Below are 15151 nucleotides of genomic sequence, written 5' to 3'. Positions count from 1 at the left end.
GCCGTGACGGCAGTCGGCCGGGCGACGGCAGTGCCCGGCCGGGACGTCGGAGGCTGCTGATAGCTTCGGGAACCATGCTCGTCGCCCACGCCACCTGGCATGGCGGTGCGCTCTGCGTCTGGGCAGAACGCGCCGTGCCGTTGCAGGGGGCGCGGGGGGCCGACGCCGCACGGGGAACAGGCGCGTACGAGCCTTCGTCAGCCGTCCACCCCTTCGCGACCTGCGACTTCACGGGGACGTCGTACGAGCCGCTCGTCCGGACGGCGTTCCGCGTCGAGCTGGCGATGTCGCTGCCGACGGTCGGCGACCGTCCGCTGCCGTCCGCCGAGCTGGGGCCCGAGCCGGTGCCGGACGAGCCCGAACTGCGCCCCTGGCGGGTGCCCGCGCTCGTCCTGGAGCCGTTCCCCGCCATGGCCCTCCTCCAGGCCGCCGAGCACAGCGCCGACGTGATCGCGGGCACCGACCTGCGCTTCCTCTGCATGATCGCGGACGAGGCCGTCCAGCTGACCGGGCGCGGACAGGTGCTGCCCGCGCTGCTCCGCGAGGACGGCGACCTCGTGGCCCGCTGGCGCCCGGTGATCGACGACCCGGCGCGGTACCGGGCGCTGGCCCGCGCGATGCCCGCCGCGTGCCGCGCCGCCGACGGCGGACGTCCCGCCGCCGAGGTGCTGCGCGAGGCGCTGTCCGGCCTGGTCGACACGGCCGTCCGGGGCGTGGTGCCGCATCCGCTGCTGGTGTCCCGGCGCAAGGAGCCGGACCGGCTGCCGCTCGCCGAACGCTGGGTGGCGGCGCTGACCGGCCCGTCCCCGCGGGTCGCCCGCGAGCCCCGCGACGACCCCGACGACCTCATCGCCGAGCTGGACGCCTGGGCCGCCGGGGCGCGCCGCCCGTCCGGCCCGCTCCGCGCCTGCTTCCGCCTCACCGAACCAAGCGCGGACGCGGACACCGACACGAACGCGAACGCGGAATCCGGCGACGGCGACGGCGACGGCGACTCATGGCGCATCGAGTTCGCCCTCCAGGGCACCGACGACCCGAGCCTCTACGTCCCGGCCGCGCTCGTCTGGGCGGGCGAGGCGACCTCGATCCCGAACGCCGAGGAGACGCTGCTCACCGGCCTCGGCCGCGCCCTGCGCCTGTTCCCCGACCTGGCCCGCGCGCTCGACGGCCCCGAACCCGCCGAGCTCGTCCTCGACACCGCCGGCGCGTTCCGCTTCCTCCGCCAGGCGGCCCCGATGCTCGCCGCCGCGGGCTTCGGCGTCCTGCTGCCGCAGTGGGCGGGCAAGGCGAAGCTCGGCATGAGGCTGACGACGCGCGAAGACGACCCTGAGGCGTCGTCCGGTTCGGCCGTGGCCTCGGGCTTCGACATGAAGGCCATGGTCGACTTCCGCTGGGACCTCGCCATCGGCGACGACAGCATCGACGAGGCCGAACTGGAGGAGCTCGCCCGGCTCAAGACGCCCCTCGTCCGCCTCCGCGGCCAGTGGGTCGAGCTGGACGAGCGGCAGCTGGAGGCCGCCCTCGACTTCCTCCGCCACCCCCGCCGCGGCCGGATGACCGCCGCCGAGGCGATCCGCGCGGTCGTCCACGCGGGCGACGACGCCCTCCCCCTCACCGGCGTCGACGCGGGCGGCGCCCTCGGCGACCTCCTCTCCGGCGAGGCCGACCGCCGCCTCACCCCCATGCGCACCCCCGACGACCTGGACGCCGAACTGCGCCCCTACCAGGAGCGAGGGCTCGCCTGGCTGACCTTCATGGACGGTCTCGGGCTCGGCGCCCTGCTCGCGGACGACATGGGACTGGGCAAGACCATTTCCGTGCTCTCGCTGCTCGTCCACGAGAGGGAGGGCACCGCTCCGCCCGACCCGACGCTGGCGATCCTGCCGATGTCGCTGGTGGGGAACTGGCAGCGGGAGGCGGGGCGGTTCACGCCGAAGTTGCGCGTCTACGTCCACCATGGGACGGGGCGGCATCGGGGCGAGGAGCTCGTCGAAGCGGTCGCGGGGGCCGATCTGGTGCTGACCACCTACGGGACGGCGACGCGGGACGCGGAGATGCTCGCGCGAATCGAGTGGGGGCGAGTCGTCTGCGACGAGGCGCAGGCGCTCAAGAACAGCGGGACGCGCCAGGCCAGGGCCGTGCGGAGCATCCCGGCGCGGAACCGGATCGCGCTCACCGGCACGCCCGTGGAGAACCACCTCACCGAGCTGTGGTCGATCATGGAGTTCGCGAATCCGGGGCTGCTCGGGCCGCGTGCCGCGTTCCGGCGGCGGTTCGCGATCCCGATCGAGCGGGACGGCGACGAGCGGGCGGCGCTGGCGCTGAAGCGGGCGACGCAGCCGTTCGTCCTGCGCCGCCTCAAGACCGACAGGTCGATCATCTCGGATCTGCCGGAGAAGCAGGAGATCAAGGTCTACTGCAACCTCACCGCCGAGCAGGCGTCGCTCTACCAGGCCACCGTGGACGACATGCTCGCCCAGATCGCCGAGGCGGACGAGAAGAAGCGGCGCGGCCTCGTCCTGGCGACGATGGCGAAGCTCAAGCAGGTCTGCAACCATCCGGCGCAGCTGCTCAAGGACGGCTCGCGCCTCCCCGGCCGCTCCGGGAAGCTCGAACGCCTGGAGGAGATCTGTGCCGAGGTCGTGGAGCAGGGCGAGAAGGCCCTCGTCTTCACCCAGTACGCGGAGTTCGGCTCGATGCTCCAGCCCTACCTGGCGGCCCGGCTTGAGCGGCCCGTGCTGTGGCTGCACGGCGGGACGTCCAAGCAGGCGCGCGACGACCTCGTCCAGCGGTTCCAAGGCGACGCCGAACCGTCGGTCTTCCTGCTCTCCCTCAAGGCCGCCGGGACGGGCCTGACCCTCACGGCCGCCAACCACGTCGTCCACGTCGACCGCTGGTGGAACCCCGCCGTCGAGGACCAGGCCACCGACCGCGCCTTCCGCATCGGGCAGACCCGCAATGTGCAGGTCCGCAAGTTCATCTGCGTCGGGACGATGGAGGAGCGCGTCGACGAGATGATCGAGCGCAAGAAGGCTCTCGCCGACTCGATCGTCGGCACCGGCGAGGAGTGGCTCACCGAGCTCTCCGTGGCCGAGCTGCGCGACGTCCTGCGCCTGTCCCCGGAGGCGGTGAGCGACTGATGGACGAGGGCGCCGGCGGGCGCGGGCCGCTGCGGAACGACGGCATCAAGGCCCGCACCAGGCGCGGGTCGATCGGCTCGCAGTGGTGGTCGCGGCGCTTCATCGACCTGGTCGAGTCGTTCGCCGACAAGGGCCGTCTCCAGCGCGGCCGGACCTACGCGCGCAAGGGCAACGTCGTCGACCTGAAGGTCGCCCCGTACGAGGTGACCGCGCGCGTCCACGGCTCGGCGCCCGACCCCTACGAGGTGGCGCTCGGCATCGAGGCGATCGACGCGGACGGCTGGCGGGCCGTCGAGGCGGAGCTGGCGTCCCGCGCGGTGTTCCGCGCGCGGCTGCTCGCCGGGGAGATGCCGCCGGAGATCGAGTGGGTGTTCGCCGAGCTGGGCCTCGCGCTGTTCCCCGGCTCGGCCGCCGACCTGCACCTGATGTGCGACTGCCCCGACTGGGGCGACCCGTGCAAGCACGCGGCCGCCGTCCTGTACCTGCTGGCGGAGGCGTTCGACGACGACCCGTTCCTGATCCTCCAGTGGAACGGCCGGGGCAGGGACCAGCTCCTCGCGGCGCTGCGGCGCGGCACCGAGACCGAGCCAGACCCGTTCGACATGGCGGACGAGCCGCTCACCGCCGCCGGTTTCTGGACGCCCCCGTCCGGGCTGGCTGGCCTGCGCGACCGTCCGGCGGCGCCGCCCGTCCCGCCGGGCTTCGTCCTCCAGGTGGTCGCTCCCCCGCCGATCAGGATCCGCCGCCGTCCGCTCGCGGACGTCCTGGCCCCCGTCTACGAGGCCCTCGCCGCCGATCCGGACATCTGAGCGGCGGCGCGCGCCGCGTGCCTAGGCTGGCCGAGGAGTCCAACGGCCGCGTCGAGGCCCGGGTCTTGAACCCAGGGGGTCAGCGCCCGCGCGAGTAGAACTGGCGGGACCAGGCGCGGTGCGCGCGGATGCCGGCGTCGGGTTCGATCAGGGACGGGTCGTCGAGGTACGCCTTGTGCTCCCAGATCCGCACCTCCGCCCCGACCTCCCGGGCGAAGAGGAAGATCGCTATCCGTGCGGCGACCCGGTCGGCGACCCTGACGGCCGGTGTCAGCAGCCGGGCGGCGCCGCACGGCGACGTCCTGCGCAGCCGCGCCGACACCCGCAGGTCGACGGAGTGCGGCGTGACCGGGGTCGCGGCCATCACCAGCCGGACGACCGGGCTGTACCACGGCGTCCGCACCTGGACGTCCCCCACGATGAACCCGAGGCCTTCGGCGTTGATCGAGAACCGGGCGCGCACCAGCCCCCGGGAGGGGAAGGGGCGCGGGAGGAACTGGACGGCGTCGTAGGCCGTCCGCAGCCGGGGCCCCTCGAACCGGACAGGCTGGACCTCCGTCAGCCTGCCGAGCAGATGCATCGCCCAGAGGTGGTTGGTGTCGACCGCGTGCTCGGCGATGTCGTGCAGGTGGCAGCGGACCCGCCAGGTGCGCGTCCGGTTCGGCAGCCACTCGCCGTCGTCCGGGAGCCCCTCCACCTCCCAGCCCGGTGCCTCGCCCGCAGGCGCGTCGGCCGCTGGTGCGTGGACCAGCACCATGCCGTTGACCTCGCGGGTTCGCATCATCTGGAGACGTCCCGAGGGAGGGGGCGCTCCGGACGGCGTGTCCACACAGGCCCCGGAGCCGTCGAAGCGGAAACCGTGGAAGGGGCAGCGCAGGAGGCCGTCGACGACCCGTCCTCCGTGGCCGAGGTGCGCTCCCAGGTGCGGGCAGTAGGCGCCGCTGACGAGGACACGGTTCTCGGCGTCGCGCCAGACCACCACCGGCCGTCCCGCTAACCGCGCGCTCACGACCCGTCCGGGCCTCAGCTGGTGGCTGAACGCGACCGCGAACCAGCCTTCGGGATACCCGGCCGATGGCTCCGGCGGAGACCTGTCCGGCGTGGACGGGACGGTGCTCTGCGCACACAGCCTGCTGGCCCGAGGCACCGCGCAGGCGGGCTCGGCGTCGACGTGCTCCAACGAAATGGCTCCCCCCTCACCACCCACGTGATCGCACTGTACGTGAAGAACACTCACAAGATCGGGCGAATCCGGCACGAGCGCGGGTCGTGCCGACGGCGTCCGAATCGGGCGGATGCGCGGTCGTGCGCGTCGAGGGGGAGTCCGGCTAGGAGGAGGCGCTGCGGGTGAGGTCGTGGATCACCTCGCTCATCGTGACCGGGTCGACCTCCCCGAGCGGCACCGAGTCCCGCGGTGCGCGGGCCGGGGCGGGGCCCGCCCACAGGGCGGTGACCTCCTGGTCGTCGCCCTCGCCGTACATGTAGGAGTAGAGGCCGGGGCTCAGGTTCGCCACGACGTGCACGCCCGCGGGGTCGCGCCGGGCGAGCCATCCGCCCGCGAACTCGCCGTCGGCGTCGACGGACTCCCAGCGCCCCTGGGAGTGCCCCTTGGCCTTGCCGTAGGGCAGCACGAGCCCCTCGATCCGGGCGAGCCGGTGCGCGGCGCGCTCGTCGCCGGTGAGGCGGTGGACGGGCCGTCCGAGCTGCTCGAACGGCTGGAGGATCTCGTAGTCGGCGAACAGTTCCGACCAGGCGCCGAGCTCGCCGTCCAGCAGGACGGGGTGCGCGATGGCGATGCGGGCGCCGGGCTCCGGGGTGAACGGGTCGTCGTTGACGTCGGCGTACGTGCGGTCCTCGGCGACGCGGAAGGCATCGCCCGCGTCGGTGATCCAGACCAGGCGGCGGACGATGTGGCCCAGCAGCGGGTGGGCGGCGAACAGGGCGTGGAAGTCGTCGGGTGTCCAGGTCCGCCGGGTGGTCATGGCCAGTTCGAGGCGTTTGATCTCCTGGTCGGCGATCGTCCGCAGGTCTTTCCTGAGGCCGGTGAACAGGGCGTGCGCGGCCGGGGCGAGGGCCGGGTCGTCGTCGGGTCCCGGCTTGGGCGCGCTCTTGCGGATCTTGCCGCTCGGCTCCACGACCAGCGGGACGAGCTGCTCGTCGAAGGTCACGGTGAGGCGGCGCGGGCCGTAGTCCAGGACGAGGGCGCCCCGCGCGTCCAGGCCGAAGTCGGGGACGGCGCGGTCGGCCAGCGCCTCCTGCGTGATGCCGCGCGCGGCCGCGATCTCGTCGATCTTCCGGACCGCGGTGGCCTTGATGCCCTTGTACTTGCCGCGGCGCGTCAGCTCGAACAGGTGGGTGAGGGCGACGTCGGAGCCGATCCGGGCGAGGACGTCCAGCGCGGCGACGGCCCTGGCGCTGCGGCTCTCGCCGGGCCAGAGCCTGATCAGCGGGCTGAGCCGCCGCACCGTGGTGTCGTCGCCGATCAGGCCGAGCTGCTCCATCGCCCACTTGTGCCTCGTGGGCGCGCCGAGCGCGCACCACCGCTGGAACAGTGCCCAGGAGAACTCGGCCAGCGAATGCCGGTCGCAGAACTCGCGGGCGGCCGCGACCTCGGGCGCGCTCTCGGGCTTGTACGTGGCGAGCAGGTTCAGCAGGCATCGGGTCGCGCTGACGGGCAGGGCGCGGTCGCGGTCGCGCGTCCGGATCCGCGGGAGGAGCGTGGGGTCGGCCCAGTCGACCCTGGCGCCGCGGGCGGGCCGGCCGGCGAGCGCGGCGGGCAGGTCGGCGGCGTCCGGGACGGCCGGCCCCGGCAGCAGCGCCTCGACGGCCCCGGACGGCGCCTCCCCGGCGAGGCCGGGCTCGGCGTACAGCAGCCCCCGCAGCACCCCGGCCGCCTGGACGCCCCGGGTCGTGGCGTCGCCGGCCAGCGGCGCCAGCGCGCGGAGCGCCTGCACCGGGTACCGTTCGGCCGCCTCCTGCAGCGCGGCGGGGACGCCCTTGTCGCCCATCCGGTTGAGCAGGATGGTGAAGATCCCTTCGTCGGGGATCGACAGGAGGCCCTTCAGGACGTCCGGGTCGGGCGGGGTGGAACGGCCTAGGGCGTTGCCGAACAGGGGGAGCGCGTCCGAGCCCAGGCCGTCGAGCAGCGTCCCGAGCATGGCGGGCGTCGTCTCCACCCAGGGGAACCTCTCGACGTGCGCGGGCTTGGACAGCGTGCACAGCACGTGCGTGCTGCTGAGGACGCGCATGCCGTCGCCGAAGGACTCCGTGAGCCAGTCCTCCTCGGTCGGGACGAGATAGCAGACCGTGCCGCGGCGCCAGGCGTCACCGCGGTGGGCGGCCATGCGCGCGACGGCGTCCCGGTACTCGGCCTCGGGGGCCGCCGCCAGGAGCGCCCGGAGCCGCTTGACCACCGCGTCGCCGGCCGCCCATTGGCCGACGGGGAAATGATCGTTCGAGCCGCGGCGGCGGATCTCGCCGCGCCATCCCGCGGGCGGCGCACTGTCGGCGAAGGCGACGAACTGGAGGACCGCGCCGTCGAAACGGGTCGCCGGACGCGGCGCCGGGCCGAGCTCGATCGCGGACGCCTCGACGACCGCGCAGGCGGCGAAGGCGAGCCCGTGGTCGGGCACCCAGGCGTCGAGGAAGGCCGCGCCGTCGACGTCCTCGCCGTACTTCACCGCGACGGCGGCGACGGCGGCCGCGCCCGCCGGGTCGGGTTCGCCGTCCAGCCAGGCCCGGACGGCCTTGCCGAGCTCCGGGTCGGTGTTCTCGTGCTCCGCCATCTCCCCGGCGACCGGCCCCGCCGCGCGCAGCCATCCGCGCGCTCTTCGCGCCGCGTCCTCGTCCAGGACGATCGTCGGCCCGGGAACGCCGCCGCGCCTCGGATGGATGTGCTCACGCCATTCGGCTGGAACGTCCGCCTTCTTCACCATGGCCGCAACCTAACGACCGCCTCCGACATGGCCGGCGAAATCCGGCGACGCCTCGGTCGCCGCCGACGCCGCGTAAGCGCCCGGCAAGCTCCGCAGCCGCGAGGTCAGGCGGGCAGGCGGGCGCGGATCGTGAAGCCGCCGCCGGGGCGGGCGCCGGCGTCGAAGTCGCCGCCCAGGGCCTCGGCGCGGTCGCGCATGCCGCGGATCCCGCTGCCGTCCCCGGACGGGCCGGCGGTGGGGGCGCCGTCGTCGTGCACCTGGACGGTCACCTCGCCGTCCCCGTAGCGGAGGCGGACGACGGCGGCCGAAGCGCTGGAGTGCCGGGTCACGTTGGTGAGGGCCTCCTGCACGATCCGGTACGCGGCAAGGTCGGCCTCCGCGGGCAGGGGCCGCGGGTCGCCCTCGACCTCGGTCCGGACGGTGAGCCCGGCGGCGGCGAGGCCGTCGGTCAGCTCGTCCAGCCGGGCGAGGCCGGGCGCGGGGCCGACCGGCGCGGCCTCGTCGACGCGCCGCAGGACGCCGAGGGTGGCGCGCATCTCGCGGAGGGTGTCCTTGCTGGCCTGCTTGATCGCGGTGAGGGCGGCCTCGGCGCGTTCCGGTTCGCGGCGCAGGCCGTGCAGCGCGGCCGTGGCCTGCACATTGATGAGCGAGATGTTGTGGCCGAGAACGTCGTGCAGTTCGCGGGCGATGCGGAGGCGCTCCTCGACGGCGCGGCGGCGGGCCTCCGCCTCGCGTCCGCGCTCGGCGGCGCGCGCGCGTTCCTCGGCCTCCCGCAGGTAGGCGCGCCGGTTCCGGACGACGCCGCCGACCGCGATGACCGCGACGAACCATCCGGCGAGCAGGAACCCGGCCGCGTCGGCGAGGTGGTTGGCGTCGCCGCGGATGTCGCCGTACAGGGTCGCGGTCATCGAGAGCGTCACGAGGACGCCCGCGACGACGAGATGCCCGGCCGCGGCCACGGAGTAGAGCGCGATCACGAAGGTGATCACGACGGGGCCGTCCGGCTCGGTCACCGGGTAGTAGACGGCGCAGGCGGCGAACGTCACGATCGCGACCGCGACGGGATGGCCCCGCCGGAAGTACAGCGCGCCGCACGTGATCACGAGCAGGGTCCAGCCGAGCCAGGGCATCGGCCCGCGGCCGTCCCGCTCGATCACCGTCAGGACGGCAACGACCGTCACGACGAGGCATCCCGCGCTCAGGAGCACGTCGGCGACACGGCCGCGGGGCGGCCACCAGTCCGGAGCTCGCACGAAATCCATCCTGCCAGTCCTCGCCCGCTTGCATTACTGCGATGAGATGTAGTACTTCTACTATCATCAGTTGCAGTGATGTAGCGGACGATCGAAGTCTCCATACGAGGGGTGGTCATGGACGAGCCGGTGATCCGCACGCGCGACGTGCCCCCCACGGCCGAACCGGTGCGGACGGCCGCGCAGGGCACGCCGTGATGTCCGGCGACAAGGAGAACGTCCACAACCGGATCACGATGCTGCGCGCCGAACGCGGCGTCTCGCGCCGCGACCTGGCCGCCGCGCTGGGCGTGCACTACCAGACGGTCGGCTACCTGGAACGGGGCGAGTACAGCCCCAGCCTGCACCTCGCCCTGCGCATCGCCGACTACTTCGAGGTGCCCGTCGAGGTCGTCTTCTCCCTGAAACCGTTCCCGAGAATCGGAGGCACGCCATGACGAGCAAGACGGAGCAGTGGCTGGAGCGCTCCCGCCGCAAGCGCGCGGACCGCCTGGCGGCCCTCGAAGACGAGCTGGAGCGCCGCATGCCCTCCCGCTACGCGCGCCGACGCCCCCGCCGGACGCTGGCCGGGGCGGGCGCCGTGACGCTTGGCCTGCTCTGGGTGGACGCCGCCGTGTCCTGGGTCATCGCCCCCAGCGACACCGCGGTGATCGTCAACTTCGTCGTCCTGGCCGTGCTGCTGGCGGTCGGGTTCCCGCTCGCGACCCAGCTGGTCGCGCTGACCCGCGGCCTGACCGCCAAGCGGGAACGGGAGCTGGACGAGCGCCAGCTCGCCGCGCGGCTCCGCGCGTTCGCGACCGCGCACCGGGCGTCCACCGTCGTGATCGTCGCCGTCCTCCTGGTGACGACGGCCGCCGCCCGCGACGGCCGCGACGCGCAGATCCCCGGCGCCGCCCTGTTCCTGATCCTCGTCGCCCTCCTGGTGACGCACATGTTCCTCCCCCTGATCGTCGCCACCTGGCAGACGACCGACCCGCCCACCGACGACGAAGACCAGGAACAGCCTTAGCGGAGGTTGCCGTTCGTCATGCCGGGTGGGGCGGGTGGCAGGGCGACAAGGCCCATTTCTGCGCGGCCTGACAGCATCGGGTGGCTTGGGACGACGCGCACGTTGTAGCCGAACGCTCCGCTGCGCGCCAGGGGGACGTCTCCGACGTAGCGGACGCGGCCGTTGTCCGCCGGTTCGCCGTCGTCCAGCTCCAGGTAGGACGGGTCGACCAGCGCGTCGGAGTCGTCCACCCGGCCGTAGACGACCTCCACGGCGACGTCGTCCGGGGCGAGACCGGCGAGATCGACGACGACCCGCACCGACAGCCGCGCCCCGACCTGCGGGCTCTCCGAGCCGTTCGACTCGACGTGCTCGACGGCGACGCCCGGCCACGCCTTCCGGACCCGCTGCTTCCACGCCGCCAGCGCCCGCGCCCCCGCGAACTCGCCGGCGACCATCGCCCGCTCGGACGCGGCGGCCGGGGCGTACAGGTCCTCCACGTAGTCGCGCAGCATCCGGGACGCGAGGACCTTCGGGCCGAGCGTCGCGATGGTGTGCTTCACCATCTCCAGCCAGCGGCGCGGCAGCCCGGCCGCGTCCCGGTCGTAGAACGTGACGGACACGTGGTCCTCGATCAGCTCGTACAGCGCGGCGGCCTCCAGCTCGTCCCGCCGGTCGGGGGTGGCGAGGCCGTCGGCGGACGGGATCGCCCAGCCGTTCTGGCCGTCGTACCACTCGTCCCACCAGCCGTCCAGGACCGACAGGTTCAGCGCCCCGTTCAGCGCCGCCTTCATCCCGGACGTGCCGCACGCCTCCAGCGGACGCAGCGGATTGTTCATCCACACGTCGCAGCCCTGCACCATCAGCTGCCCGAGCGCCATGTCGTAGTCGGGCAGGAAGACGATCCGGTGCCGGACGTCCTCCCGCTCGGTGAACCGCACGATCTCCTGGATGAGCCGCTTGCCGCCCTCGTCCGCCGGGTGCGCCTTCCCCGCGACGACGATCTGCACGGGCCGGTCCGGGTTCCGCAGGATCGCGCGGAGCCGGTCCGGGTCGCTCATCATCAGCGTGAGCCGCTTGTAGGACGGGACGCGCCGCGCGAACCCGATCGTCAGGACGTCCGGGTCGAGGGCGTGGTCGATCCAGGACACCTCCGCCTCGCTCGCGCCGCGCTGCCGCCACGACTCGCGGAGCCGCCGCCGCGCCTCCAGCACGAGCCGCCGCCGCAGCACCCCGCGGATCCGCCACAGCTCGGTGCCCGGACGGGTCCGCACCTCCTCCCAGCCCCGCCCGGACTCGACGATGGACGGCACCTCCCGCGCGGCGAGCTCCAGGATCTCGTGCGCCACCCACGTGCCCGCGTGCACGCCGTTGGTGATCGACCCGACCGGGACCTCGGCGATGTCGAAGCCGCCCCACAGCCCGCGGAACATCTCGCGGCTGACGCGTCCGTGCAGCTCGCTGACGCCGTTGACGCGCTGCGCCAGCCGCATGCCCATCACGGCCATGTTGAACATGGTGCGGTCGCCGCCGGGATAGTCCTCGGCGCCGAGCGCGAGGATCCGCTCGACGGGGACCTGCTCCTCCTCGTTCGCGCCGCCGAAGTACCGGCCGACCAGATCGCGGGGGAACCGGTCGATGCCGGCCGGGACGGGCGTGTGCGTGGTGAACACCGTGCCCGCGCGGGTCGCCTCCAGCGCCTCGTCGAACGTCAGGCCGTCCTCGGCCGCCAGTTCGCGGATGCGTTCCAGGCCGAGGAACCCGGCGTGGCCCTCGTTGGTGTGGAACACCTCGGGCGCCGGATGCCCGGTGACGCGGCAGTACGCGCGGATCGCCCGGACGCCGCCGATGCCGAGCAGCATCTCCTGCAGCAGCCGGTGGTCGCCGCCGCCCCCGTACAGGCGGTCGGTGACGTCCCGCGCGGACTGGTCGTTCTCCTCGACGTCGGAGTCGAGCAGCAGTTGCGGGACGCGTCCGACCTGCGCGATCCAGACCTGCGCGTGCAGGCCGGGCCCTTTCGGGAGCCCGATGACGACGCGGACCGGTGAACCGTCCCGCTCGCGGAGCAGGGTCAGCGGGAGCCCGTTCGGGTCGAGCGGCGGGTAGCGCTCCAGCTGCCAGCCGTCCGGCGACAGCGACTGCGAGAAGTAGCCGTGCCGGTAGAGCAGGCCGACGCCGACGATCGGGACGCCGAGGTCGCTCGCCGTCTTCAGATGGTCGCCGGCGAGGATGCCGAGGCCGCCGGAGTACTGGGGCAGCGCGGCGGTGATCCCGTACTCGGGCGAGAAGTAGGCGATGCAGTCCGGGGCGTCAGGGGCGTCAGGCCTCGACTGGTACCAGCGCGGCGCGGTCAGGTATTCGCGCAGGTCCTCGGCGGCGTCGTGCAGGCGGCGCAGGAACCGCCGGTCCTTCGCCAGCCGCGCCAGCCGCTCCGGCGCGACCTCGCCGAGCAGCCTGACCGGGTCGTGGTGGACGGCCTTCCACAGCGCCGGGTCCACGGCGCGGAACAGGTCGAGCGTCTCGTGGTGCCAGGACCAGCGCAGGTTGAGGACCAGTTCCTCAAGCTGCCGGAGCGGCTCCGGAAGGACGGTGCGTACCGTGAAACGTCGGATTGCCTTCACGCAACGTCACGCTATGTGGTGGGGTCCGATGGTGCGACCGGCGGGGTTGCGTGTGCGGGTCACCGCGCAAAGTCACCGGAAACTACTAGCCGGTAGCCGCCCCTTCCCCTGGCATGGGACGTTTTGGAGATTTCGCGCGGGTAGGGGACGCGCATGCACGGCGAGTCCGGGACGTCCAGCGAGACCGGCATTCCGCGGCTTGGCCGCATTCCGATCCTTGACGTGGCGCCGGTGGTGGGGTGTGGCCGGTGGCCGGCCAAGGCGGTGGTGGGTGAGTCGGTCGAGGTGTCGGCGACGGTGTTCCGTGAGGGGCATGAGCGGTTGGGTGCGGCGGTGGTGTTGCGGACTCCGTCGGGTGAGCCGTTGCCCGGGTCGCGGATGAGTGAGGTGGGTGCGGGGCTGGATCGGTGGTCGGCGCGGGTGACGCCGACCGAGATGGGGTCGTGGTCGTTTCGGGTGGAGGCGTGGGGCGACCCGATCGCGCACTGGTGGCACGACGCGCAGATCAAGGTGCCCCGCGGCCTGGACGTCGAGCTGATGTTCGCCGAGGGCGCGGCTCTGTTCACCCGGGCGGCCGAGGCCGTCCCCGGCAAGGACCGTCCGACCCTGGACCGGCTCGCCAGACGCCTGGCAGACGAGACCGTCCCGGTCACCGACCGGCTGCAGGCCGCGGCCGACCCGGACGTCGCGAACGTGCTGGAGCGTCATCCGCTGCGGGATCTGCTGACGGTCAGTGACTGGTACCCGCTGGCCGTGCACCGCCAACGCGCCCTGTACGGCGCCTGGTACGAATTCTTCCCGCGCTCCGAAGGCGCCATCATCGACCCCCTCGGCCGCCGCGGCCCCACCTCCGGCACCTTCCGCACCGCGATGAAACGCCTACCCGCCATCGCCGACATGGGTTTCGACGTCGTCTACCTGCCCCCCGTCCACCCGACCGGCGCCACCCACCGCAAAGGCCGCAACAACACCCTGGACGCGGGCCCCTACGACCCGGGGACGCCGTGGGCGATCGGCTCCCCGGAGGGCGGGCACGACGCCGTGCACCCGGACCTGGGCACGTTGGACGACTTCGATGCGTTCGTCTCCCACGCCGCCGACCACGGCCTGGAAGTCGCGCTGGACCTGGCCCTGCAGTGCTCCCCCGACCATCCCTGGGTCCGCGAGCACCCCGAATGGTTCACCGTTCGCGCCGACGGCACGATCGCTCATGCGGAGAATCCGCCGAAGAAATACCAGGACATCTATCCGCTCAACTTCGACCACGACCCCGACGGGCTGTACGCCGAGGTTCGCCGCGTCATCCGGCAATGGATGGATCACGGGGTGCGGATCTTCCGGGTCGACAACCCGCACACCAAACCCGTCGCGTTCTGGGAACGGCTCCTGGCCGACATCGCCACCACCGACCCCGACGTCATCTTCCTCGCCGAGGCCTTCACCCGCCCCGCCATGATGCACACCCTCGCCAAAATCGGGTTCCACCAGTCCTACACCTACTTCACCTGGCGCAACACCGCCGACGAACTCCGCGAATACTTCACCGAACTCGCCGGGCCCGCCGCCGCCTACATGCGGCCCAACTGCTTCACCAACACACCCGACATCCTGTCCGAATACCTGCAGCACGGCGGGCGGCCCGCCTTTGAGATCCGCGCCATCCTGGCCGCGCTGCTGTCCCCCACCTGGGGCGTCTACACGGGCTACGAACTGTGCGAGAACACCCCCGTCCGGCCCGGCAGCGAGGAATACCGCGACTCGGAGAAATATGAGTACCGGCCCCGCGACTGGGACAGCCACGCCCGCGCAGGCACCACCCTGGCCCCCCTGCTCACCCGGCTCAACACACTCCGCAACACCCACCCCGCCCTGCAACAACTGCGCGACCTGCACTTCCACCACGTCGACCAGCCCGAACTGCTGGCCTTCTCCAAACGCCACCTGGACGACGTGGTGCTGACGGTGGTCAACCTCAACCCGCACCAGGCCCGCGAGGCCACCGTGCACCTGGACCTGCCCGCCCTCGGCCTGCCCGACGACCCGCACCGCCCCTACACCGTCACCGACCATCTCGACGGTGCCGTCTACACCTGGACCCGCGCCAACTACGTCCGGCTCGACCCGCACATCAAACCCGCACACATCCTGACGTTCGGGAATGGTGAGCCGTGAGCGATTCCCACGAACGGGACGAGCCGATCACCGAGATTCCGCAGGACGCGATCCCGGCCTCGTCCGAGCCGGTCCCGGACGCGTTCAGCCCGGAGACGCCGCGCGACCCGCATTGGTTCAAGACGGCCGTGTTCTACGAGGTCTCAGTGCGCGGATTCGCCGACTCCAACGGCGACGGGTACGGCGACCTGCGCGGCCTGATCTCCAAACTCGACCACCTGCAATGGCTCGGC

The 15151-nt window shown here is 72.9% G+C and carries 9 protein-coding genes and 1 pseudogene; 6 read left to right on the top strand and 4 right to left on the bottom strand.

The genetic code is table 11. The features are described from left to right. Positions 1 to 74: 74 nt before the first annotated feature. Positions 75 to 3140, top strand: coding sequence for a DEAD/DEAH box helicase (locus ACH34T_RS31505; RefSeq protein ID WP_396024579.1), 3066 nt, complete (start codon positions 75 to 77; stop codon positions 3138 to 3140). Continuing rightward, positions 3140 to 3949: an SWIM zinc finger family protein gene (locus ACH34T_RS31500; protein ID WP_396024578.1), complete on the top strand. Its 810-nt coding sequence runs from the start codon at positions 3140 to 3142 to the stop codon at positions 3947 to 3949. The genes ACH34T_RS31505 and ACH34T_RS31500 overlap by 1 nt, the downstream gene beginning before the upstream one ends. A gap of 79 nt (positions 3950 to 4028) precedes the next feature. Here the strand turns inward: ACH34T_RS31500 and ACH34T_RS31495 are convergent, their stop codons facing one another. The 3 genes from ACH34T_RS31495 to ACH34T_RS31485 all read right to left on the bottom strand — a co-directional run bounded on the left by ACH34T_RS31495 (position 4029) and on the right by ACH34T_RS31485 (position 9146). Then, positions 4029 to 5129: a Rieske 2Fe-2S domain-containing protein gene (locus tag ACH34T_RS31495; protein ID WP_396024577.1), complete on the bottom strand. Its 1101-nt coding sequence runs from the start codon at positions 5127 to 5129 to the stop codon at positions 4029 to 4031. A 148-nt stretch (positions 5130 to 5277) separates the two neighbouring features. Further along, positions 5278 to 7884 (bottom strand): DUF4132 domain-containing protein, encoded by a 2607-nt coding sequence (locus tag ACH34T_RS31490; protein WP_396024576.1) that lies wholly within the window; start codon positions 7882 to 7884, stop codon positions 5278 to 5280. 104 nt (positions 7885 to 7988) lie between these two features. Next, a complete protein-coding gene (locus tag ACH34T_RS31485) occupies positions 7989 to 9146 on the bottom strand; it encodes a sensor histidine kinase (RefSeq protein WP_396024575.1) in 1158 nt (385 codons plus the stop codon). 188 nt (positions 9147 to 9334) lie between these two features. Here ACH34T_RS31485 and ACH34T_RS31480 point away from each other — a divergent pair, with 188 nt between their 5' ends. Continuing rightward, positions 9335 to 9574: a helix-turn-helix transcriptional regulator gene (locus tag ACH34T_RS31480; RefSeq protein WP_396024574.1), complete on the top strand. Its 240-nt coding sequence runs from the start codon at positions 9335 to 9337 to the stop codon at positions 9572 to 9574. Further along, positions 9571 to 10146: a hypothetical protein gene (locus ACH34T_RS31475; protein ID WP_396024573.1), complete on the top strand. Its 576-nt coding sequence runs from the start codon at positions 9571 to 9573 to the stop codon at positions 10144 to 10146. Before ACH34T_RS31480 ends, ACH34T_RS31475 begins: the two co-directional genes overlap by 4 nt. On the opposite strand, the gene glgP is transcribed toward ACH34T_RS31475, so the two are convergent. Beyond that, positions 10143 to 12746, bottom strand: coding sequence for an alpha-glucan family phosphorylase (glgP, locus tag ACH34T_RS31470; protein WP_396024572.1), 2604 nt, complete (start codon positions 12744 to 12746; stop codon positions 10143 to 10145). The two genes, ACH34T_RS31475 and glgP, sit on opposite strands and share 4 nt — an antisense overlap. Before the next feature lie 153 nt (positions 12747 to 12899). Between glgP and ACH34T_RS31465 the strand changes: the two genes are divergently transcribed. After that, entirely contained in the window at positions 12900 to 14918 is a 2019-nt protein-coding gene (locus ACH34T_RS31465) for an alpha-1,4-glucan--maltose-1-phosphate maltosyltransferase (protein ID WP_396024571.1), read from the top strand. Between the two features lie 50 nt (positions 14919 to 14968). Continuing rightward, a pseudogene (locus ACH34T_RS31460) lies at positions 14969 to 15151 on the top strand (trehalose synthase); the annotation flags it as partial.

Source organism: Actinomadura sp. 9N215 (assembly GCF_044326345.1).
In the GTDB taxonomy this organism is placed as follows: domain Bacteria; phylum Actinomycetota; class Actinomycetes; order Streptosporangiales; family Streptosporangiaceae; genus Spirillospora.
The sequence above is the reverse complement of the archived record's forward strand: the minus strand, read 5'-3'. Positions and strand labels throughout refer to the sequence as shown.

Excerpts from the sequence above, each read along its gene's own strand:
- ACH34T_RS31465 (WP_396024571.1), top strand. The coding sequence starts at position 12,900 with ATGCACGGCGAGTCCGGGACGTCCAGCGAGACCGGCATTCCGCGGCTT.
- ACH34T_RS31505 (WP_396024579.1), top strand. The coding sequence starts at position 75 with ATGCTCGTCGCCCACGCCACCTGGCATGGCGGTGCGCTCTGCGTCTGG.
- ACH34T_RS31500 (WP_396024578.1), top strand. The coding sequence starts at position 3,140 with ATGGACGAGGGCGCCGGCGGGCGCGGGCCGCTGCGGAACGACGGCATC.
- ACH34T_RS31485 (WP_396024575.1), bottom strand. The coding sequence starts at position 9,146 with ATGGATTTCGTGCGAGCTCCGGACTGGTGGCCGCCCCGCGGCCGTGTC.
- ACH34T_RS31480 (WP_396024574.1), top strand. The coding sequence starts at position 9,335 with ATGTCCGGCGACAAGGAGAACGTCCACAACCGGATCACGATGCTGCGC.
- ACH34T_RS31490 (WP_396024576.1), bottom strand. The coding sequence starts at position 7,884 with ATGGTGAAGAAGGCGGACGTTCCAGCCGAATGGCGTGAGCACATCCAT.
- ACH34T_RS31475 (WP_396024573.1), top strand. The coding sequence starts at position 9,571 with ATGACGAGCAAGACGGAGCAGTGGCTGGAGCGCTCCCGCCGCAAGCGC.